Source organism: Mesorhizobium salmacidum (SeqCode), from assembly GCF_037179605.1.
Classification (GTDB): domain Bacteria; phylum Pseudomonadota; class Alphaproteobacteria; order Rhizobiales; family Rhizobiaceae; genus Mesorhizobium; species Mesorhizobium salmacidum.
Window position 1 is genome coordinate 1 of the sequence record NZ_JAPYKS010000029.1, and the last position, 18,571, is coordinate 18,571.

Genomic DNA, 18,571 nt, shown 5'->3' on the forward strand with positions numbered 1-18,571 from the left:
AAGCGAGGCAAGCTCGGCGCGCTCATCGCACAGTCGCTGAGCGAGAACGCCAAGGCGGAGTTCCATGTGACCTCCAGCGCTGACGAAGGCACCCGGGTCACAATCGTGTTCAAGCGCTCTGCCGCCGCAGCCTAGACTGGATACTGAAATGGCGCTTCACCCACGCTGGACCGGCCAGCCTGCCGTAACCTATCCGCAGCAAGGTTGCGAGCCGGCGGAAGGCTCGCAACAGACCGTGGCTTTCCGCTCTTCCTCCAGCCCAGCATCCGCGCCTGCGGGGTTCGTGGGCGCTCCCGGTCCGCCAGGAAGCCGGGATAGAATTTGATGGTCTAACGTTGGACTTGGTCTCCTCCGCCAAAACCGGCGACAACGGGATGACCAAGACTGGGTTTCAAGGACGGCCCACTTCGACGCCCTGTGATGGCCCGGCAGGGTTCGTGCTTGGCGGCGGGTCGCACTGGGACGACACGATCGCAGCTCCCGCTCGGATCGCGTTTTCTCTCTATATCCGGGTCTTTCTCAACCGATATGCGACCAGAGATAGTCGGGACGGCAATCTTACATGCTGTTTCGGCTGGCGCTGTGCGGAGCGCTCATGATCTTCAGCCCCGCCGACCATCTCCAGGCCTACAGTCTGGTGGTCATGGTCCTGATCTGGCTTGGGTCGTTCTGGTGGGGTCGCGCGCGCGGCTATCCGGGTTCCGGCGCAGAATGCCCTTTTTCTTCGGCAATATCTCTTACGCCATCTATGTGCTTCACCGATGACGAATTACGGTTTGGCTGTTGCGCGCAACCTTCCGGATTAGGTGGCGGCGAAGCAATCGGATGTTGCGATTGTTCGCCTTATAGTACACGTCGAAGATCGATCCGAGAATGGGCACACTTCCCACCACAGTATCAAACAGCACGTTCCCCAGCATTCGGGCCACCAACAGGTTTCCGGCGCCGCACTTGCGGGCTCGCAGGACAATGTAGGCCGAGACCAACCCGGTTGCTGCATCCCCCAGTACTGGCACTAGGCCCACTAAGGCATCCAATCCAAACCGAATTGGCGTTCCCGGGAGGCGCCATCGTGAATCAAGCAGAACGGCCAACAAGTCGAGCTCAGCAATTGCATTCGCAGTCTGACGATCCACAATAGGCTGCTCGCTTGTCCATAGCTTGGCGGCTGGCCTTTCGCTTGATCCGATCTCCGCGATAGCGCACTGCCCCTTTCAAGTCCGCCTCCGCCATCTGATTAGCTTTGCGTCGGCCGGGAAGGCACGTCATCGAGCAGCGTCGGCTCGCCCGAGGCATTCGTTTGGTGATCAGCTGGCAGGTTGCCGTTTGGGGTCATCTGGTTAATGGCATCCGGCAGATCCCTCGTGATCCTCGCAATCAGCTCCTCGCGCGAAAGGCCAGTCTGCCTCGAAAGAGCTTCCAGCGTCTGCACGTCAATGGCCCTTTCCACCTCGTGAGGCTCGATCGGCTCGTTCGGCCCGGTGCCAACCCAAGAGTCCACTTTCGCGCCTGCACCTGCATTTCTAAAACGGTCGAGAAGATCGCCGAGCGCGGTGCCGGAAACGCCCTTGGACACCTGGTCCAAAATCCCACCTTGCGGATTGTTTGGATCGCGCTCTCCCGCCCCACGGATCATCTCTGCGATCTTGTCGCGGTTTTGATAAGCCAGGACTCCCAGCATAGCGATCGCAAGTCTTCCAAGATTTGCCACTCGTTCCTCCTCTGGTCTCGACTATGGAAAAGGTCGCGCGCTGCCAAAGGTTCCGCAATTGGCCAGCTATGATCTCAAGACGCTGCAGATCGATCCAGTTGTCCAGGGCATCGATTTGGTCGTGTCCGGTCACTCGCATGTGCCGAGGATGGAGACAGTGGATGGCGTGCTTTATTTGAATCCGGGCAGCGCTGGCCCACGACGGTTCAAGCTGCCCGTCACCCTTGCGACGGTCGACATTACTCGGGACAGCATACAGCTCTCGATGCGGAGCTTAGTAAGCGGCTGAACCAATTCAGCGCACACTTAATATACGTCCGCGCCTATATCCGACTGTCTCCTGGTGGATGCTGCGGACCGAAATTGATGTTGAAATTTCGGACGGAATTCTCTGCCTCTCGCGGCTCGTTCAAGAGGGCCGCCTAACTTCCCCCCGAGCCGGTGGCTCCATTCGTCTGCCGGGCGGACATCGTTCCACCGGGGTCCGCCCGTCCAAATTTCGCCTCCTCCCCGACCGCCTCCACCAGCTGCCTGAGAAAGTTCACCAGGGCAGTCTGCGGATCATCGACGTCGCCGACGACCGCCGAAATGCCCCAGTGTCCAAGCACCGCCTCCTCCACGGGGTTTCGGCTCGCCATGAAGATGAACGAGGGAGGACGATCTTTTTCATAGCCGGATCGATGCCAGGTTTGCCAAAGGCGGTGCAACAGCAACCGGATGTTCGGGTCGGAAAGGCTATAGCCTATGAAGAGGATCGTGCTGCCAAGTGCATCGGCACGAAACCGCACATCGAGTGGGGAATTAAAGGAAAGCCGATCGAGGTAGTCCGTTTCGGTCAGGACAAGCGACGAATCATCGTCGAAGTCGCCATGGAATTTCACGATGTGGGTGACCCCCTGCCGGGCTTGCGCTACATCGCGTGCATTGGCCACTTTGACGTATCGCTGACCGTATATTTCGAAAGCCAGTTCCAGGTTACGGTCGTAGTTCGTGGTATAGATAATGGGGAAATTGAGCATCACAATGAGGCGATGCAACTCCGATGTCTCAATGCGGTCCCTGGCGACCGACCAGTTTCTGTCCATCCAGCTGCGCAGTGGTCCGATGCTGCCGTGCCTTATCCGATAGTACTCGGCCAGAGTTTGAAAACGGTCGCGCCGCATCGAAAACTCCTCATCGATCCCAAGTTCTTTTGCCATCTGCTCGATCAGCTTTTCCCAGGACGGAAGCCCAACGCTGATCGACACACCCGCTCCGACAAACAGGATCGCGCTACCGCGGCCGATCGCTTTTGCCAGTGATGCGAGCCCATCGGTCATAGACAGGAGCCGATGCTGGATGAGGCGCTCCAAGCAGTTGCAGCCGTGGCAGAACGCATTGACATTCTCTTTCGGATCACTGTCATCGTTCGTGACCAAACCAGCAGAGCGACGCTGTGTTCCCACGGTGCGGTCCGAAACTTGCGGTCGGGGCTGTCGCGTCTCGTCTGTTGGAGCAGGGCAGCCGTGCCTTGAGTAGTGGGACGATTACGTCGCGCTGAAGGCACAACCCGGAAGCCAGCAGAGATGTGAGGTTCCGATCAGAGGATCGAGCTTGTCCGTGGCCGAGCACCTTGGCTGATTATTCCTGGGCAAAAATTCATAGCCATTAACAAATCTAAGTGCGGGCGAGTTCTGTTCCTGTACATTCGCGAGGAAAGGAGGCTGCGATGAGCCAAAAGCACCGCGATCTGGACTATCTCATCCAGCACTATATTGAGTGCAGGAGAGGCAAATCTTGGCCGCTTTCGGTATCGGCGGCCGTCGTCGCGATACGCACAGTTTTCCGGGGTTGCCTCGCTTCTGATTATGAACTGGCCACGCTCATTGCAAGAGCTGCGGTCAGCCGAGGCCAGATTGTCGATTTCGACCTCAATGAGCCTGCACAGGCGGCATAGCGCCAGCAGGACGCAGGTTACCTCGACAAATCCGCACGATGTGACAGAGAGAGAGGTGGCTCTTCGGATGTGATGCGGATAGCTCGTCAAGAAGACCCCACGCCGCCCGTCACGCGAATACGAACATGGTCTGTGCCAATTCGGTCAATAGCGCGGCTGCCCTGTTGCCGTGGCGCTCAGCAATTCAAGGCCGGCTGACCAAGTCAAAGGCAGTGGCAGGTCCTGACCAGCAAGAACACGCCCACTGCGTAAGGGATCAACAAAAGCACGACGGCCAACCAGTAACCAGGCTGAGCCATCGCCGCCAAATCTGATCGAAGCTGCTCCATTGGCTATCCAACGCAGGGCAGTTTTGCTTGTTCCCTGGCTGCGATCATCAGAGTCCGGCGGTCAAGCCGGCCCTTCCGGTCACTGGCGCGCTGCAGAAGAGGAAAGATATGCTCTCACCAAGAGCGCTGAGGGCACCTGCATTGGCAGACCACTCAAGGGCAGGCCAGCCCCGGCTGCTTCGCGCGCCTACTGTCGCTCCACGCATCAGGAACAAAGCAGCTCCTTGTTCGTTCGGTGCCCAAGAGCGGATCAGCTCCCATGTAGAAGGTGTTTCGAGGAGCCATGGACCGTCGCCAGTTTCCCTTACCAGCTCTGTGCCTCTTGATCCTGACGATTGTCGGGCTGGCACAAAACCCTGCGCGAGCCCAAGCGCCGTGTCCAGCCGACCACGAGAAGCTGCTCGCAGCCTTGAAGGCCAATGTCAAGGCAAGCGGGGGCCCGGCGAATGGCGGCTTCGAGACCAATGAATGGGCGGCCGTCGTCGCCCGCGACGGGACGGTCTGCGCCGTCGCCTTCAGTGGACCTACCGTCGATGCGCAATGGCCGGGCAGCCGGCTCATCGCCGCCGAGAAGGCGAATACAGCCAATGGGCTCAGCTTGGCGAACATGGCGCTCTCGACCGCGAACCTCTATGCAGGGGTGCAGCCGGGTGGCCCGCTGTTCGGGCTGCAGGCCACCAACCCCGTCAACCAGGCGGCAGCCTATCCCGGCGATGCCAAGACTTTCGGTAGCGCCCAAGATCCGCTGCTAGGCAAGCCGATCGGCGGCATTGTCGTTTTTGGCGGAGGCCTGGCTCTATACGACGGCAAAACGATCGTCGGTGCACTTGGCGTCAGTGGCGATTCCTCCTGCGCCGACCACAATGTCGCCTGGCGCGTTCGCGCGGCGCTCGGCCTCGACAAAGTTCCGGCGGGCGTCAATCCCAATCGTAAGGATGCCATTATCTATGATCTCGATCCCGGTGGCAAAAGCGCCTCCGGGTGGGGCCACCCGCTTTGTGCCGGGCATGAGGCCGATGTCGCGGCCGAACTTGGTTCTGGCGTCGGAGGCTCGACGCCGAAATGAAGCGAACAGCCCAACCTGTCGCGCCCTGCGTTGTCGCGGTATGCGCCAACCACTCGGCGGCACCGAGAAAACGTCTTGCGAGCATCTTTGCGACGCTGCTGCTGGCTTCCACTCCCTTACTGATGGCCGCTTCGGAAGCTCCGTCAACGCCGGCGATCTCGCCGCCGCCTTCCGCCGCGCCGCCTGACGACGGGCAATGGACGATGCCCGCCAAGAACTACGCGTCGACCCGCTACAGCGAGCTCACGGAAATCAACGAAGGCAATGCCAAGGACCTGCAGGTGGCCTTCACCTTCTCGACTGGCGTCAATAAGGGCCAGGAAGCGGCGCCGTTGGTCGTCGGCGGCACGATGTACATCGTGAGTCCCTTCCCCAACATCGTCTACGCGCTCGATCTCACCAAGCCGGGTGCGCCGATGAAATGGAAGTTCGAACCCAATCCGGAACCCGCGGCGCAAGGCGTTGCCTGTTGCGATGTCGTCAATCGCGGCGCCGCTTTCGCGGACGGACGCATCTTCTTCAACACACTGGACGGGCACACCATAGCGCTCGACGCGAACACCGGTCAGCCGATCTGGAACGCCCATATCGGCAACATCAACATCGGCGAGACCATCACCATGGCGCCCTTGGTGGTGAAAGGCAAAGTGCTGGTCGGCAATTCAGGCGGCGAGATGGGCGTCCGCGGCTGGGTCAAGGCGCTCGACGCCGGCGACGGTCACGTCGTCTGGACGGCCTTCGCCACCGGGCCGGACAAGGACGTGCTTATCGGCCCGGACTTCAAGCCGCATTACGACATGGACAAGGGCAAGGACCTTGGCGTCACGACATGGCCGCCGGAGGCCTGGAAGATCGGTGGCGGTAACATGTGGGGCTGGATTTCCTACGATCCGGATCTCAACCTGATCTTCCACGGCACCGGCAATCCTGGACCGTGGAACCCCGATCTGCGGCCCGGTGACAACAAATGGACGTCAGGCATCTTCGCCCGCGATCCCGATACCGGCGCGGCGAAATGGTTCTATCAGTGGAGCCCGCACGACCTCCACGACTATGATGGGATCAACGAGCAGGTCCTGCTCGACATGAACTGGCAGGGCAAGCCGCGCAAGGTGCTGGTCCGGCCTGAGCGCAACGGCTACCTCTACATCCTCGACCGGACCACGGGCGAAGTGCTGTCCGCGAAACCTTTCGGCCCTGTCAATTCCAGCAAGGGTGTCGATCTCAAGAGCGGCCGTCTGATCGAAAACCCGGACAAGAAGACCGGGACCGGCAAAGTCGTCCGCGACATCTGCCCAACCGCGTCGGGGCTCAAGGACTGGCAGCCTTCCGCCTTCTCGCCGAAGACCGGGCTGCTCTATATTCCGCATAACAATCTGTGCATGGATGAAGAAGGCGTCGAGGTGAACTACATCGCCGGCACCCCCTATGTCGGCATGAACGTGCGCATGATCCCTGGGCCCGGTGGCAACCGGGGCGCCTTCACCGCCTGGGACATCGCTGCGCAGAAGCCCGCCTGGAGCGTCAAGGAGAACTTCCCGGTGTGGAGCGGCGCGGTCGTGACGGCCGGCGATGTCGTCTTCTACGGGACAATGGAAGGTTGGTTCAAGGCGGTCAGCGCCAAGACTGGCGATCTGCTTTGGCAGTTCAAGACGGCGTCCGGCATCATTGGCCAGCCCATCACATATCGCGGTCCCGACGGACGTCAATATGTAGCGATCCTGTCGGGTGTCGGCGGCTGGGCCGGCGCGATCGTATCGGGCGATCTCGATCCGCGCGACGCCACCGCCGCGCTCGGTTTCGTCAACGCGATGAAGGACCTCAAGGAGGCCACAACGGCGGGAGGCACGCTTTATGTGTTCCGGCTGCCCTGAACACCGGGCCGCGCGCCTGGCGCTCGGCATGGCCGCGCTCGCCTTGCTGTTCTTGCCGGTGGGAGCCAATGCCCGTGAACTGAGGGTCTGCGCTGATCCGAACAACATGCCATTTTCCAACGCGGCCGGTCAGGGTTTCGAGAACAGGATCGTTGAGATCGTGGCCGCCGATCTCGGTGCCAAGCTGACCTACACCTGGTGGGCGCAGCGCCGCGGCTTCGTGCGCAACACACTGAAAGCCGGCCTTTGCGATCTCGTACCAGGCACGCCCGCCAACCTCGAAATGCTGCGCACCACCACACCCTATTATCGCTCATCCTATGTTTTCGTCACCCGCCAGGACGGTCCGGATGTGGCGTCCTTCAACGATCCGCAACTGCGCGCTATGCGGATCGGCGTGCAACTCATCGGCGACGACGGGGCCAATTCGCCCCCCGTTCAGGCGCTTGGCCGCCGTGGCATCGTCGGGCACCTCGTCGGCTACCCGGTCTATGGCGACTACTCCGCACCCAATCCCCCAGCGCGCATCGTTGAAGCGGTGGCGACCGGCGAGATCGATCTTGCCGTTGTCTGGGGCCCGCTCGCCGGCTACTTCGCCCAGAAGCAGAAAGTGCCGCTGCGCATCACGCCGGTCACCCCTCGCATCGACGGACCGCAGTTGCCCATGATCTACGACATCTCGATGGGCGTTAGGCGCGAGGACGATGCGCTACGTGGCGATGTGAATAGCGCGCTGGCCAGGCACAAGGCCGAGATCGACGCATTGCTGTCGCAATATGGCGTGCCGCGGCTCGACGGCTCGGGGGGTCCAGTGCGATGAGGCCGGGCACCGCCATGCTCCTGTTTGCGCTCCTGACGCTTGCGGCATGCCAGCGCGAGGAGCGGGACACGCGCCCGCAAAATTCGCTCGGATCGGGCGAGCAGCCGACGCCTGTGACCACATTGGAACCCGGCGGACAGCGGGCTTCCGCCAGCGATAACAAGGCGGCGAGTTTCGAGGCCAACGCCTTCCACCTCAGCGAAGGCAAGCGGCTGTTCAGCTGGTTCAACTGTTCAGGCTGTCATGCGAATGGCGGCGGCGGCATGGGGCCGGCTTTGATGGACCAGAAGTGGCTTTACGGCAGCTCGATCGAAAGCATCCACGCTACGATCCGCGATGGTCGGCCAAAAGGCATGCCGAGCTTCCGCGACAAGATCCCCGATGACCAGATTTGGGAGCTTGCCGCCTTTGTCCGCTCGCTGAGCGGCAATGCGCCCTCGTCCGCCGCCCCGCAGCGCAATGACGACATGATGCCACATCCGTCGGAAAACCGCCTGCCCGATGCCGCCACACTGGGGAAATCACCGTGAAACGCCTTGCGTCGACCGGGTTCGGCACGGCCTGCGTCTTGTTTCTGCAGGGATGCTCGGGATGGCAATCAGCGCTCGATCCGAAAGGTCCCGCTGCCAGTGAGCTGGCATGGCTCATTTGGTTTTTCACCGCGCTTTGCGCAGTGATCTGGGTCCTGGTGATGATCGCGCTTGCCGCGCCGCTGTTGATGCGGCCTCGCACACGTTCCGAGCCGCTCGCGCTCGACGCGGGCGCCGACCATCGCAAGTTGCGGGTCGTCGTGATCGCCGTCGGGCTGACTGCCGCGATCGTGGTCGGGCTGACCTTGCTGAGCTTCTTCGCCAACAGGACGCTGGCGGCGATCGGCTCGGACGCTGCGCTCACCATCCGCGTCACCGGCCACCAATGGTGGTGGGAGGTGCGCTACGAAGATGCCACGCCGAGCCGCATCCTGACCACGGCTAACGAGATCCACATTCCCGCCGGGGAGCCCGTGCGGCTTCTGCTGACCTCGACCGATGTTATCCACTCGTTCTGGATCCCGAGTTTGGCCGGCAAGCTCGACCTCATCCCCGGTCATATCAATGTACTTGATATCAGGGCCGACAAGCCCGGCGTCTATCGCGGCCAGTGCGCCGAGTTCTGCGGTGCGCAGCATGCTAATATGGGCACCTTTATCATCGCCGAGCCGCGGGCAAAGTTCGACGCCTGGTGGAACGACCAGTTGCAGCCGGCTGGGCCCCCGACGAACGGGGAGGCCAAAAATGGCGCGGACCTGTTCCTCAAGCGCCCCTGCGTGATGTGCCACAGGATCGGCGGCACTCCAGCGGGAGGAACCGTCGCGCCTGATCTCACGCATGTAGCCAGCCGGCAAACCATCGCTGCCGGTACCTTGATGATGAGCCGCGGCAATCTGGCGGCCTGGATAGCGGATCCGCAAGGCGTGAAGCCCGGCTCCCACATGCCGGTGGTGGAGCTCAACGGCGACGAACTCAACGCCATCGTCGCCTATCTCGAGGGTCTGAAATGAGCAGCGCGGATCTGACGAGCGAACGCGACCTGCCGCAACGGGAGACCGCCACCGAAGGCGACGTTGCTCCCGAGCATGACGGACCGCGTGATACCGGCATGGACGACGCCAGCCTGCACCGCTGGCTGGCGCGGGCATGGCGCACGCCGCCCGGCATCATCGGCGCTCTGTCGAGCGTCGATCACAAGGTGATCGCAAGGCGCTATCTGATCACGGCCTTCATCTTCCTATGCCTTGGCGGACTGAACGCGGTCGCCATGCGAATCCAACTCTCAGGGCCGCAGCGTGGGCTGATCGGGCCGGACCTCTACAACCAGCTGTTCACGATGCATGGCGTCACCATGATGTTCCTATTCGCCGTGCCTATCGTGCAGGCAACGGGAATCTATCTGGTGCCGCTGATGGTCGGCACCCGCAACATCGCCTTCCCGCGGCTCAATGCATTCGGCTATTGGGTCTATCTTTCGGGCGGCGTCTTTGCCTGGGTTTCATTCCTCCTCAACATGGCACCGGACGTCGGCTGGTTCGCCTATGTGCCTTTGTCCGGTCCCGAATTCTCTCCCGGCAAGCGCGCCGATGTCTGGGCGCAAATGATCACCTACACCGAAGTGTCCTCGCTTGCGGTCGCCGTTGCCACCATCGTGACCGTGTTCAAGCAACGCGCACCCGGCATGTCGCTGGACAAGATACCGCTTTATGTGTGGGCACTGCTGGTCACTTCGTTCGTCGTGGTCTTCGCGATGCCGGCAGTCATGATCACCTCGACCTTCCTCATTCTCGATCGGCTTGTCGGAACCCACATTTTCAATCCGGCGGAGGGCGGCGACGCCCTGCTGTTCCAGCATCTGTTCTGGTTCTTCGGCCATCCCGAGGTCTACATCATCTTCCTGCCGGCGACAGGCATGGTCTCCTCGATCATTCCCGCTTTTGCCCGGCGACCGGCGTTCGGGCATCTCGGGCTGGTCCTGTCCTTGATCGCGGTCGGTTTCCTGTCGTTCGGCCTCTGGGTGCACCATATGTTTGCGACGGGATTGCCGAAGTTAGGGGCGAGCTTCTTCACGGCGTCCAGCATGCTGATCGCCATACCCAATGGCCTGCAGATCTTCTGCTGGCTGGCGACTTTGTGGGATGGCAGACCGGTGATCCGCACGCCGCTGCTGTTCGTCTTCGGCTTCTTCTTCATCTTCGTCATCGGCGGGCTCACCGGCGTCATGCTCGCCTCGGTGCCGCTCGACCTGCAGGTGCACGACACCTATTTCGTCGTCGCCCACTTCCATTACGTGCTGATCGGCGGATCGGTATTCCCGCTGCTGGGCGCGGCCTATTTCTGGTTCCCCAAGATCACCGGCCGCATGATGAGCGAACGTCTCGGACGCTGGCATTTCTGGCTGGCCTTCATCGGCTTCAACGTGGCTTTCTTCCCGATGCATCTGGTCGGCCTGTGGGGAATGCCGCGCCGGGTCTACACCTATCCGGCGGAGCTTGGCTGGGGCAACATCAACCTGCTCATCAGCGCCGGCGCGGTGCTGTTCTTCCTAAGCTTCGTGCTGTTCACTTTCAACCTCGTGCACGGCGTATTGAAAGGCGTACCGGCCGGGGACAATCCCTGGGATGCCGGCACCCTGGAATGGGCAACGTCCTCGCCGCCTCCAAGCTATAATTTCACACGCATCCCGATCGTGACAAACGTTGAGCCGCTGTGGGCCGAACGAGACGCGCTTCCCGTCGCAACCGGCCTGCGCGTCGACGTGCGCGAGTTGCTCATCTCGACGGTGGCGGAAGCCCATCCCGACATCCGCGAGAAATCGGCGACGCCGTCAATCTGGCCCCTGCTTGCGGCGATCGCCGTGGGCGGCACTTTCCTCTACTCGATCTTCACGCCGTGGGCCGTCGTGTGGGGCGCCGTGCCGATCGCGGTCACGCTGGTCGGCTGGTTCTGGCCCAAAGGCGATCCGGAGGACGAGGAATGAACCAGCGACCCGTCGCCGACCTTTCCGGGCTTCCCACCTTTGGACATGGTCCGCGCAGCCCGACCTGGTGGGGCACGCTCGGCTTCATGGCGCTGGAGGGGACGGGCTTCGCGCTGGCGGCCGGCGCCTATCTCTACCTGGCAATGTCGTGGCCCAACTGGCGTCTGAGCGCCCCGGAGCCTAACCATTGGCCGGGAACGATCGTCACCCTCCTGCTGATCGCCAGCCTGGTGCCGAACCACATTCTCAATCGCTACGCCGAGCGTTGCGCCATTGTACCGGTGCGGATCGGCATGGTGGTGATGTCGCTGTTCGGTCTCGCCCCGCTTGTGGTGCGCTGGTTCGAGTTCCCGGCGCTGAATATCTATTGGGACACGAACGCGTACGGCTCGATGCTTTGGGTGCTGCTTGGACTGCACACCACCCACCTGATCACCGATGTCGGCGACACGATCGTGCTGACGGTGCTGATGTTCACACGCCATGGCTACAGCGGCCGGCGCTTCGGCGACGTAGGCGATAATGTCTTCTACTGGGATTTCGTGGTGCTCACCTGGATCCCGATCTACCTGCTCATCTACTGGGTACCGAGGCTAGGCTGATGCGCGCGCTGCGATTGGGAACGTCCTGGGGTGGCCTTCTGTCGGGGCCCTCGGCTTGGGCAATTTCGACGCAGCTGAATTACGCGCTTGTTCCGTGGCAATGCAATCGCCAGGTCCCGGTCGTGCTGCCGATCGCACTGCTGCTTGCCTTGCTTTCGCTTCTCGGCGGCATGCTTTCTTGGCGGGCAAAGCGGCAGGGGGGCGCGGCTTTCAAACCGGAGCGCACGCGCAGCACCGAACAATTCGTCGCCGATCTCGGCATTCTTGCGGCTTTGCTTTTTGCCCTCGTCATCCTCATGCAGGGGAGCGCCGCGCTCATCCTTGACGAGTGCCTGCGATGAGCTTCGAGGCTTTCCTCTCAACATCGATCTGCTATGGCGCCGGCGCGCCCGAAGCGGGATGGACACTTGCGTTTCCCATCACGCTCCCTCTGGCCACAATCGCGCTGATCTATGCGATCGGAGCGAGCCGGCTGTGGCGCCGCAGCAGCCGGGGCCGCCCCGAGCGGACGCGACAAGCTCTGTTGTTCGCCGCCGGCTGGGGCTTTCTGACGGGAGCGCTGGTCAGCCCGATCCATGCGCTTGGCGAACGGGTGTTTGCCGCCCACATGATCGAGCATGAACTGCTGATGGCGGTGGCGGCGCCGCTCCTTGTCGCCGCCTGCCCCGGCGCAGCCTTGATATGGGCATTGCCGGCGGCATTCCGCCGAGGAACGGGAATGCTCACGCACGGGAAGTTTCTCCAGGCGGTCTGGGCCGTTGCCAGCCGTCCGCTCAACGCAACCGCCATCCACGGTATCGCGATCTGGATCTGGCACGTCCCCGTCCTGTTCGAGGCAGCGCTTCAGCAGGGCGTCCTGCACTATGCCCAGCATGCGAGCTTCCTCGGCACAGCCCTGCTGTTCTGGTGGGTGATTCTGCGGCGTTCCGGCCGCCAGCAGGCCTATGGCAGCGCGATCATGCATCTCTTCTTCACCTCGCTGCACACCGGTCTGCTTGGCGTGCTGCTGCTGTTGTCGCCCAAACTCTGGTATCCGCAGAATGCCGCTGGCGCGGCGCTCTGGGGACTGACCCCGATCGAGGACCAGCAGCTCGCCGGCTTGGTGATGTGGGTTCCGGCTGGCCTGATCTATGGCGGAGCCGCCTTGCTGCTCGCGGGCCTTTGGATAAGCAAGAGCGGAATCAGGGAGGCCACCCATGGGCTCCGGCCTGGCTAAGATGACCGGCGGCGCGCTCGCCGCCATCCTGCTGCTGATCGCCGCCGTCGCCGGGGCGACCTTGTGGTCGGACCGGCGTGATCGTGTTCGCCACGAATCGGAGGTTGCGACCGGTGGCGTGGGCGCGCGCGCCATTCCGATCATGACCGCGAATGGCTGCTCGGGGTGCCATACAATCCCCGGCGTGCCGGGGGCACAAGGCCAGGTTGGTCCGAGCCTCGATTCCAGCCTTGCCGACCGGGTCTTTATCGGCGGGGTGCTGGCTAACAATCCGGAGAACCTGATCCGCTGGATACGAGAGGCCAGGGAGATCAATCCGCACACGGCGATGCCATCGACAAGGATTACGCAGCAGCAGGCGCGCGATATCGCCGCCTATCTTTATGCCCTCAGATGATTAGCCTTCGCCGCCGCGCCGGGACCACAAGCCACGACCGGGGTCATAGCCGACCACTGCCGCAAGGAAAAACCCGACGAGGCAAGCGAGAACGACGAGAGCCGAAACGGGATCGAAGCGCAGATAGAGGGCGAAGCGTATCAGCTCGACCGCCGAACTGAACGGGTTCCATGCGGCGATCATTGCCAGCACCGGCCCCGCCTCGGCGAGTCGCCATATCGGATAGAGAGCCGTCGAGGCGAAGAAGGTCGGGAAGATGACGAAGTTCATCACGCCGGCGAAGTTCTCCATCTGCGTCGAGATCGACGAAACCAGCAACCCAAACGCGCCGAGCATCAGGCCGGACAGGACGAGCGCCGGAAACACGGCCAGATAGCCTAGAACTGGGGGGCGCACGTCCCAATAGCGCGCGATCAGCAGGAACAGATAGACCAGCGGCAGACTGACGATGACGCTCGCAAGCAGCCGCGCGGCAAGCAGGTACCAGCGCGGAAGCGGTGCCGTCAGCAACAGGCGCATGCTGCCCATCTCGCGGTCGTAGACCATGGCCAGCGAACTTGCCATGGCATGGAAGAGCAGCATCATGGCCGCCAGTCCGGGGACGACATAGACTTCGTAGAGCACGTAGGTCTGGTAGGGCGGCGTGATCGACAGGCCAAGCACCGAGCGGAACCCGGCGGCGAAGATGGCGAGCCAGACCAACGGCCGTATGATCGCCGAGAGCAGCCGGCCACGCTGCCGCAGCGTTCGCAACATCTCCCGGCGCAGTATGCCTGTAAGGGCCCGCAGCGCGTGACGCCTTTTCATGCCGCCTCCGTCAGCACATCGAACGCATCGGCCATGCTGGCGACCGCAAGATCCGCCGCGACGCGGCCGGCCCCGCCAGCCCAACGCAGCCTGCCCTTATGCAGCACCACCAGGTCGTCGTCGGCCGACACCTCTTCCAGGAAATGCGTTGCCCAGAGAACGGCAATACCTCGTTTCCGGCAGAGCGCGCGCACATGCTGCTCGATCGCCCGGCGCCCAGGCACGTCGAGCCCGGTCGTCGGCTCGTCGAGCAGCAGGATGCGGGGCCGATGCATCAGGGCGCGCGCGATTTCGACACGTCGCCGCTGACCGCTCGACAGTGAACGGACCGGCTCGTCGCCCCGGTCAAGGACCTCCAGCCGTTCGAGTTCTTCGCGCAACCTCGTTTCGCAGATGCCGGCCGCCAGCCCGTGCAGGGCGCCGTGATAGCGCAGATTTTCGGCGGCGGTGAGATCGAGGTCGAGCGTCTGCTGCTGGAAGACAACACCCATCTGGGCAAGTGCGGCGGCCGGATCGGCCCGCATGGAGTGGCCGAACACATCGATCTGGCCGGATCGGGCATGATAGAGGCCGGTGACCAGCGAGAACAACGTCGTCTTGCCGGCGCCGTTGCGTCCGAGCAGTATGCACATTCTGCCTTCCGCGACCGAGAACGACACGGCGTCGAGAACCCGCCGCTGTCCGAAGCTGTGTCCGAGACCTTCGAGTGACAGCGCCTTCATGGGCCGATCACCACTCCCCAGGGGCCGCGTCCCACCGGCACCGACTTCACCACCGCCTCGTCTTCAAGATCGATGAACGAGATGTCCCCGGAATTGCCATTGGCGCTTACCAGACGCTTCTGGTCATCCGACAGCGCCACATGCCACGGGCGCTGGCCGACGAGGTAGAGGCGGCGCACGGCCAGCGTCCTGGTATCGACTTCGGCAATCCGGTTGGCCGGACCAAGCGCCACATAGGCAGTGGCGCCGTCGCGCGTCATTTCGATACCTACCGCCTGGACGCCCTCGCGGCGGATACCGGGAACCTGGAACTGGACCTTGCCAGCCTCAGCACGAGACGTAGTGTCGAAGACGGTCACGGTTCCGCGTATTTCGGAAGACACCCAAAGCTGCTTCCCATCCGGCGAGAACGACGCCGCGCGGGGACGGGTGTCGACCAGGAGGTTGTCTACGAGGTCGAGCGTGCCGGCGTCGATGAGGTGCACCATGCTGGTGGTCTCCGAGGTGCAGGCAACGTAATGGCCGTCGGCACTGACCGCCATACCCTCGGGTTCGACCCCGACGTCAACGGTACCGATCACCTTGGCGGACGCGATATCGACGACTGAGACCAGATTGTCATTCTCATTGGCGACGAACAGGCGTTTGCCGTCAGGATGCACGACAAAAAATTCCGGATCGACTCCTGAGGGGAGCTGGCCGGTCACCTGCCGTTTGGCGAGATCGACAATGTCGATCCGGTTGTCGTCGCCCACAGCCACGAAGAGCAGCTTCTTGTCGACCGAAAGCGCGATCCCGCGCGGGCGCCTTCCGACGTTGATGGCCGTGGAGAGGCTCATGCTGGCGCCCTCCACCACCGCCACTGTGTTGTCCTGCTCGTTCGATACGTAGATCGTCTCCGCTGCGGCAGGTCCGGCGATAATCAACACCGACAGCAGGATTGGGATCACGACCCGCATGCGCTCTCCTCGAGGTCGATGCCCAGCGTGTCGAGGGGCGTGCGCTGATGCAGGAAACCCGGTTGCGGTGAGCTGGAGACGAGCAGCCGCGGCCCCGCTATCAGGATGGGCTGCCGCATCTGGCCGTCCCATGACCGGAAGCTGAGCCCCTGCCCCTTGAAGCCGGCGAGAAGGAAGCCGTCACTGCGCAAATATGCCGTGATCGCCGAAGCATCGAGGCTGCGCAGGCGTGTTGCCGCTTCTCCGACGCTGCGCACGGCGAGCCAACCGGCGTAGTCGTAAGCCGTCATCCAGCGCCCGGCCTGCTTGCGGAACCGGTCTTGAAGTTGCGTTGCGCCCCATTCCTCGTTGACCGCGCTCCAGCCGGTCGCCACGATCCCCTGCGTCCCGGCGACCGGCCGTGGTAGCGCGGTTCGGCCCTCGAGATAGGCGCCGAACTCGTCCGCCTCGTCGGCGACGACCAGCACGTCGTAATCGCCGACCTGGGTGGCGGCCGGTATCTCGGTCTGAAGCGTGACATGTCCCGTGTCCGCACGACCATTGGCAGGCCGGAACGTCCAAGGCTTGTCGACCACGATCTCGGCGCCGAAGTGTGTCGCCGCGCGGCGCAACGCTGCAGCCAGCGCCTCGTCAGCAGGATGCGGGCCGACCAGCAGGAACCAGTGCTGCCAACGCTTCCAGATGAGATATTGCGCCAGGCCGTCGGCGAGCATGGCGCGACTTGGAACGGTATGCAGGAGGTTCTTGCGGCAGTGCTGCTGGCGGAGCGCATCGTCCGGCGCACGGCTGTTGAACAACAGCATCTTGTCTGCTCCGGGTGCTGCGAGAGCCTGGTTCAGCGTGGCCGCATCGAGGTCGGCCACGACGAAAGTGACGCCGCTCGCGGCAAGGCTGGCGATTGCTTCGATCGGCGCTTCGCCTGGCTTCAGCACGCGTTCTTCGAGCTGGAAATGCTGGCCGAGGAAGCGGCCGGTGCCGCCGTCATCGGCGATGCCCAGCCGGGCCCCCTGCAGGCCGTCATCGCTGACGGGCTGGTCAAGCGGTCCTAAAGGCAGGGGTGGCGTGCGCTCCTGGCCGATATAGCCGACCACCATGGTCTGCGGTGCGGCGGAGCCGGGGGCAGCGGCCAACAGGAGCAGCACGATCGACAGCACCAGTCTCATTCCGCCCCGCCTGCCTGCAAGCTGGCCGGGCCACGCCGTGAAGCCGGTCCACCACCCCGGGCAATCCCGACATCGCGCACGATAACTGCCGGCGAGCCTTCCAGAACGACGATGCGGTCTGCCAGCGACGAGACCTGGGCCAAATTGTGCGTGACAATAAGCGCGATGGGCGGCCGGGTATTGAAAACTTCACGCAGCAGGAGGCCCATCCTGTTCGCCGTCCCTTCGTCGAGCGAAGCGAAAGGTTCGTCGAGCAGCAACAGCGCGGGCTCGACGGCAAGCGCGCGGGCGAGCGCCACGCGCCGGGCCATCCCTCCGGAGAGACGCTGCGGATATTCGTTTGCGTGATCCTCAAGGCCTACGGCGGCAACCCACCTCGATGCCTCCTGCTCCCGCCCGGGGATCACGAGTTCGACATTGCGCAAGACGGTCAGCCAAGGGAGCAGACGCGGTGTCTGGAACATCATCCCGACAGGAAGCGCGCGTCCGTCCACCACGCCGCGGAATTCGCGGTCGGTGCCTGCGACGATCGAGAGCAGCGTCGATTTGCCAACTCCCGAGGGCCCAGCGATCACACAGACCTGGCCGTGCGGCACATCGAGAGCGAAGTCCCGGAACACGGTCCTACCCTGGCCCTGGCCAGGAATAGCGAAGGTCTTCATCTTTATCCTGATGGTCAGCATCAACGCCGCCACACGCCAAGTCGGCGTTCCAGAGGCCCGAGCAGGCCGTATTCGATGGCCAGCATCACCACTCCGAAGCTTATGGCATAGGCCAGGATGTGGGACACGTCGAAGTTCTGGAAATAGATCTGCAGCTGGAATCCAACCCCGTTGGAGCGGCCAAGCAATTCGGCGAGCAGCACGATCTTCCAGGTCAATGCCAGTCCGCTGCGCAGGGTGACGAGGAAAAACGGTGCCAATTGCGGGAGCACGATGTAGCGCAGCGACCTCGTGCCGCTGAAACGATAGACCTCGGCCATTTCCGTGAGGTCCTTGTCCAGCCGGCCGGCGCCCTCGCGAATGGTCACTGCCACATTGGGGATCTTGTTGAGCGCGACCGCGAACACAAGCGCGGTCTCGACCAGACCGAGCCAGACATAGATGAGGATGACGGTCACCAGCGCCGGCACGTTGAGCAGCAGAACGATCCATGGCTTCAACCAAAGATCAGCATCACGCGAGCGGCCGGCGGCATAGCCAAGCGCGGAGCCGACCACGATCGCGACGGAAAGGCTCACAATCACCCGCGTCAGCGAGACGCCGAGGTGAAAAGCGAGTTCGCCCTGCAGCGCCTCTTGCAAGAGGACGATGGTGACCTCCAAAGGGCTTGGCAACAGCCGGCTGGCCACCACCCATGCCGCCGCCTGCCAGATCAGAAGCATACCAAGCAGCGCCGCGACGCTCTGCCATCGCTGGGCATTGGCGGAAGCGGCCAAGCTGTTGCTCATGGATGCGGT

Annotated in this window: 21 protein-coding genes and 1 pseudogene; 13 read left to right on the top strand and 9 right to left on the bottom strand. The window is 62.8% G+C overall.

The window, feature by feature from the left end; genetic code table 11:
* Positions 1 to 135, top strand: a pseudogene (locus O7A60_RS27380) (histidine kinase); the annotation flags it as partial.
* A 620-nt stretch (positions 136 to 755) separates the two neighbouring features.
* Here O7A60_RS27380 and O7A60_RS27385 read toward each other — a convergent pair.
* Entirely contained in the window at positions 756 to 1,136 is a 381-nt protein-coding gene (locus tag O7A60_RS27385) for a DUF4112 domain-containing protein (protein ID WP_337108852.1), read from the bottom strand.
* Between the two features lie 101 nt (positions 1,137 to 1,237).
* On the bottom strand, positions 1,238 to 1,711 hold the full coding sequence (locus tag O7A60_RS27390) for a YidB family protein (RefSeq protein WP_027145380.1): 474 nt from the start codon (positions 1,709 to 1,711) through the stop codon (positions 1,238 to 1,240).
* Positions 1,712 to 1,769: 58 nt separating this feature from the next.
* Between O7A60_RS27390 and O7A60_RS27395 the strand changes: the two genes are divergently transcribed.
* Positions 1,770 to 2,000, top strand: a complete 231-nt coding sequence (locus O7A60_RS27395; RefSeq protein WP_415926864.1) for a metallophosphoesterase family protein — start codon at positions 1,770 to 1,772, stop codon at positions 1,998 to 2,000.
* Between the two features lie 133 nt (positions 2,001 to 2,133).
* Here the strand turns inward: O7A60_RS27395 and O7A60_RS27400 are convergent, their stop codons facing one another.
* Positions 2,134 to 3,030, bottom strand: a complete 897-nt coding sequence (locus tag O7A60_RS27400; RefSeq protein WP_337108885.1) for an SIR2 family NAD-dependent protein deacylase — start codon at positions 3,028 to 3,030, stop codon at positions 2,134 to 2,136.
* Between the two features lie 389 nt (positions 3,031 to 3,419).
* On the opposite strand from O7A60_RS27400, the gene O7A60_RS27405 reads away from it, so the two are divergent.
* From O7A60_RS27405 to O7A60_RS27455, 11 genes are all read left to right on the top strand, one after another.
* Positions 3,420 to 3,647: a hypothetical protein gene (locus O7A60_RS27405; RefSeq protein ID WP_027145379.1), complete on the top strand. Its 228-nt coding sequence runs from the start codon at positions 3,420 to 3,422 to the stop codon at positions 3,645 to 3,647.
* 612 nt (positions 3,648 to 4,259) lie between these two features.
* Entirely contained in the window at positions 4,260 to 5,042 is a 783-nt protein-coding gene (locus tag O7A60_RS27410) for a heme-binding protein (protein ID WP_337108853.1), read from the top strand.
* Positions 5,043 to 5,164: 122 nt separating this feature from the next.
* A complete protein-coding gene (locus O7A60_RS27415; RefSeq protein WP_337108886.1) occupies positions 5,165 to 6,916 on the top strand; it encodes a methanol/ethanol family PQQ-dependent dehydrogenase in 1,752 nt (583 codons plus the stop codon).
* Positions 6,897 to 7,736, top strand: coding sequence for a substrate-binding domain-containing protein (locus O7A60_RS27420; protein WP_337108854.1), 840 nt, complete (start codon positions 6,897 to 6,899; stop codon positions 7,734 to 7,736). The genes O7A60_RS27415 and O7A60_RS27420 overlap by 20 nt, the downstream gene beginning before the upstream one ends.
* Positions 7,733 to 8,266 carry a c-type cytochrome gene (locus tag O7A60_RS27425; protein WP_027145375.1) on the top strand — a complete coding sequence of 178 codons (534 nt, stop codon included), beginning with the start codon at positions 7,733 to 7,735 and terminating at the stop codon, positions 8,264 to 8,266. Before O7A60_RS27420 ends, O7A60_RS27425 begins: the two co-directional genes overlap by 4 nt.
* On the top strand, positions 8,263 to 9,276 hold the full coding sequence (gene coxB, locus O7A60_RS27430; RefSeq protein WP_337108855.1) for a cytochrome c oxidase subunit II: 1,014 nt from the start codon (positions 8,263 to 8,265) through the stop codon (positions 9,274 to 9,276). The genes O7A60_RS27425 and coxB overlap by 4 nt, the downstream gene beginning before the upstream one ends.
* On the top strand, positions 9,273 to 11,246 hold the full coding sequence (gene ctaD / locus O7A60_RS27435) for a cytochrome c oxidase subunit I (RefSeq protein WP_337108856.1): 1,974 nt from the start codon (positions 9,273 to 9,275) through the stop codon (positions 11,244 to 11,246). Before coxB ends, ctaD begins: the two co-directional genes overlap by 4 nt.
* Positions 11,243 to 11,848: a cytochrome c oxidase subunit 3 gene (locus tag O7A60_RS27440; protein ID WP_027145372.1), complete on the top strand. Its 606-nt coding sequence runs from the start codon at positions 11,243 to 11,245 to the stop codon at positions 11,846 to 11,848. Before ctaD ends, O7A60_RS27440 begins: the two co-directional genes overlap by 4 nt.
* Positions 11,848 to 12,189, top strand: a complete 342-nt coding sequence (locus O7A60_RS27445) for a hypothetical protein (RefSeq protein WP_337108857.1) — start codon at positions 11,848 to 11,850, stop codon at positions 12,187 to 12,189. The genes O7A60_RS27440 and O7A60_RS27445 overlap by 1 nt, the downstream gene beginning before the upstream one ends.
* Positions 12,186 to 13,064 carry a cytochrome c oxidase assembly protein gene (locus O7A60_RS27450; RefSeq protein WP_337108858.1) on the top strand — a complete coding sequence of 293 codons (879 nt, stop codon included), beginning with the start codon at positions 12,186 to 12,188 and terminating at the stop codon, positions 13,062 to 13,064. The genes O7A60_RS27445 and O7A60_RS27450 overlap by 4 nt, the downstream gene beginning before the upstream one ends.
* Positions 13,045 to 13,461, top strand: coding sequence for a c-type cytochrome (locus tag O7A60_RS27455; protein ID WP_051442773.1), 417 nt, complete (start codon positions 13,045 to 13,047; stop codon positions 13,459 to 13,461). Before O7A60_RS27450 ends, O7A60_RS27455 begins: the two co-directional genes overlap by 20 nt.
* On the opposite strand, the gene O7A60_RS27460 is transcribed toward O7A60_RS27455, so the two are convergent.
* From O7A60_RS27460 to O7A60_RS27485, 6 genes are read right to left on the bottom strand one after another with little or no spacing between them, the layout of a single operon-like run.
* A complete protein-coding gene (locus tag O7A60_RS27460) occupies positions 13,462 to 14,268 on the bottom strand; it encodes an ABC transporter permease (RefSeq protein WP_337108859.1) in 807 nt (268 codons plus the stop codon).
* Entirely contained in the window at positions 14,265 to 14,990 is a 726-nt protein-coding gene (locus tag O7A60_RS27465; RefSeq protein WP_337108860.1) for an ATP-binding cassette domain-containing protein, read from the bottom strand. The genes O7A60_RS27460 and O7A60_RS27465 overlap by 4 nt, the downstream gene beginning before the upstream one ends.
* Positions 14,987 to 15,949 carry a PQQ-dependent catabolism-associated beta-propeller protein gene (locus tag O7A60_RS27470; protein ID WP_337108861.1) on the bottom strand — a complete coding sequence of 321 codons (963 nt, stop codon included), beginning with the start codon at positions 15,947 to 15,949 and terminating at the stop codon, positions 14,987 to 14,989. The genes O7A60_RS27465 and O7A60_RS27470 overlap by 4 nt, the downstream gene beginning before the upstream one ends.
* A complete protein-coding gene (locus tag O7A60_RS27475; protein WP_337108862.1) occupies positions 15,937 to 17,112 on the bottom strand; it encodes an ABC transporter substrate-binding protein in 1,176 nt (391 codons plus the stop codon). Before O7A60_RS27475 ends, O7A60_RS27470 begins: the two co-directional genes overlap by 13 nt.
* Positions 17,109 to 17,795, bottom strand: a complete 687-nt coding sequence (locus O7A60_RS27480) for an ABC transporter ATP-binding protein (RefSeq protein ID WP_337108863.1) — start codon at positions 17,793 to 17,795, stop codon at positions 17,109 to 17,111. The genes O7A60_RS27475 and O7A60_RS27480 overlap by 4 nt, the downstream gene beginning before the upstream one ends.
* On the bottom strand, positions 17,795 to 18,562 hold the full coding sequence (locus O7A60_RS27485; protein WP_337108864.1) for an ABC transporter permease: 768 nt from the start codon (positions 18,560 to 18,562) through the stop codon (positions 17,795 to 17,797). The genes O7A60_RS27480 and O7A60_RS27485 overlap by 1 nt, the downstream gene beginning before the upstream one ends.
* Positions 18,563 to 18,571: the final 9 nt, after the last annotated feature.

Bases quoted from the DNA above. Each gene is read 5' to 3' on its own strand.
- O7A60_RS27400 (WP_337108885.1), bottom strand. From the start codon at position 3,030: ATGACCGATGGGCTCGCATCACTGGCAAAAGCGATCGGCCGCGGTAGC.
- O7A60_RS27405 (WP_027145379.1), top strand. From the start codon at position 3,420: ATGAGCCAAAAGCACCGCGATCTGGACTATCTCATCCAGCACTATATT.
- O7A60_RS27410 (WP_337108853.1), top strand. From the start codon at position 4,260: ATGGACCGTCGCCAGTTTCCCTTACCAGCTCTGTGCCTCTTGATCCTG.
- O7A60_RS27415 (WP_337108886.1), top strand. From the start codon at position 5,165: ATGGCCGCTTCGGAAGCTCCGTCAACGCCGGCGATCTCGCCGCCGCCT.
- O7A60_RS27420 (WP_337108854.1), top strand. From the start codon at position 6,897: ATGTGTTCCGGCTGCCCTGAACACCGGGCCGCGCGCCTGGCGCTCGGC.
- O7A60_RS27425 (WP_027145375.1), top strand. From the start codon at position 7,733: ATGAGGCCGGGCACCGCCATGCTCCTGTTTGCGCTCCTGACGCTTGCG.
- ctaD (WP_337108856.1), top strand. From the start codon at position 9,273: ATGAGCAGCGCGGATCTGACGAGCGAACGCGACCTGCCGCAACGGGAG.
- O7A60_RS27440 (WP_027145372.1), top strand. From the start codon at position 11,243: ATGAACCAGCGACCCGTCGCCGACCTTTCCGGGCTTCCCACCTTTGGA.
- O7A60_RS27445 (WP_337108857.1), top strand. From the start codon at position 11,848: ATGCGCGCGCTGCGATTGGGAACGTCCTGGGGTGGCCTTCTGTCGGGG.
- O7A60_RS27450 (WP_337108858.1), top strand. From the start codon at position 12,186: ATGAGCTTCGAGGCTTTCCTCTCAACATCGATCTGCTATGGCGCCGGC.
- O7A60_RS27455 (WP_051442773.1), top strand. From the start codon at position 13,045: ATGGGCTCCGGCCTGGCTAAGATGACCGGCGGCGCGCTCGCCGCCATC.
- O7A60_RS27460 (WP_337108859.1), bottom strand. From the start codon at position 14,268: ATGAAAAGGCGTCACGCGCTGCGGGCCCTTACAGGCATACTGCGCCGG.
- O7A60_RS27465 (WP_337108860.1), bottom strand. From the start codon at position 14,990: ATGAAGGCGCTGTCACTCGAAGGTCTCGGACACAGCTTCGGACAGCGG.
- O7A60_RS27470 (WP_337108861.1), bottom strand. From the start codon at position 15,949: ATGCGGGTCGTGATCCCAATCCTGCTGTCGGTGTTGATTATCGCCGGA.
- O7A60_RS27475 (WP_337108862.1), bottom strand. From the start codon at position 17,112: ATGAGACTGGTGCTGTCGATCGTGCTGCTCCTGTTGGCCGCTGCCCCC.
- O7A60_RS27480 (WP_337108863.1), bottom strand. From the start codon at position 17,795: ATGCTGACCATCAGGATAAAGATGAAGACCTTCGCTATTCCTGGCCAG.
- O7A60_RS27485 (WP_337108864.1), bottom strand. From the start codon at position 18,562: ATGAGCAACAGCTTGGCCGCTTCCGCCAATGCCCAGCGATGGCAGAGC.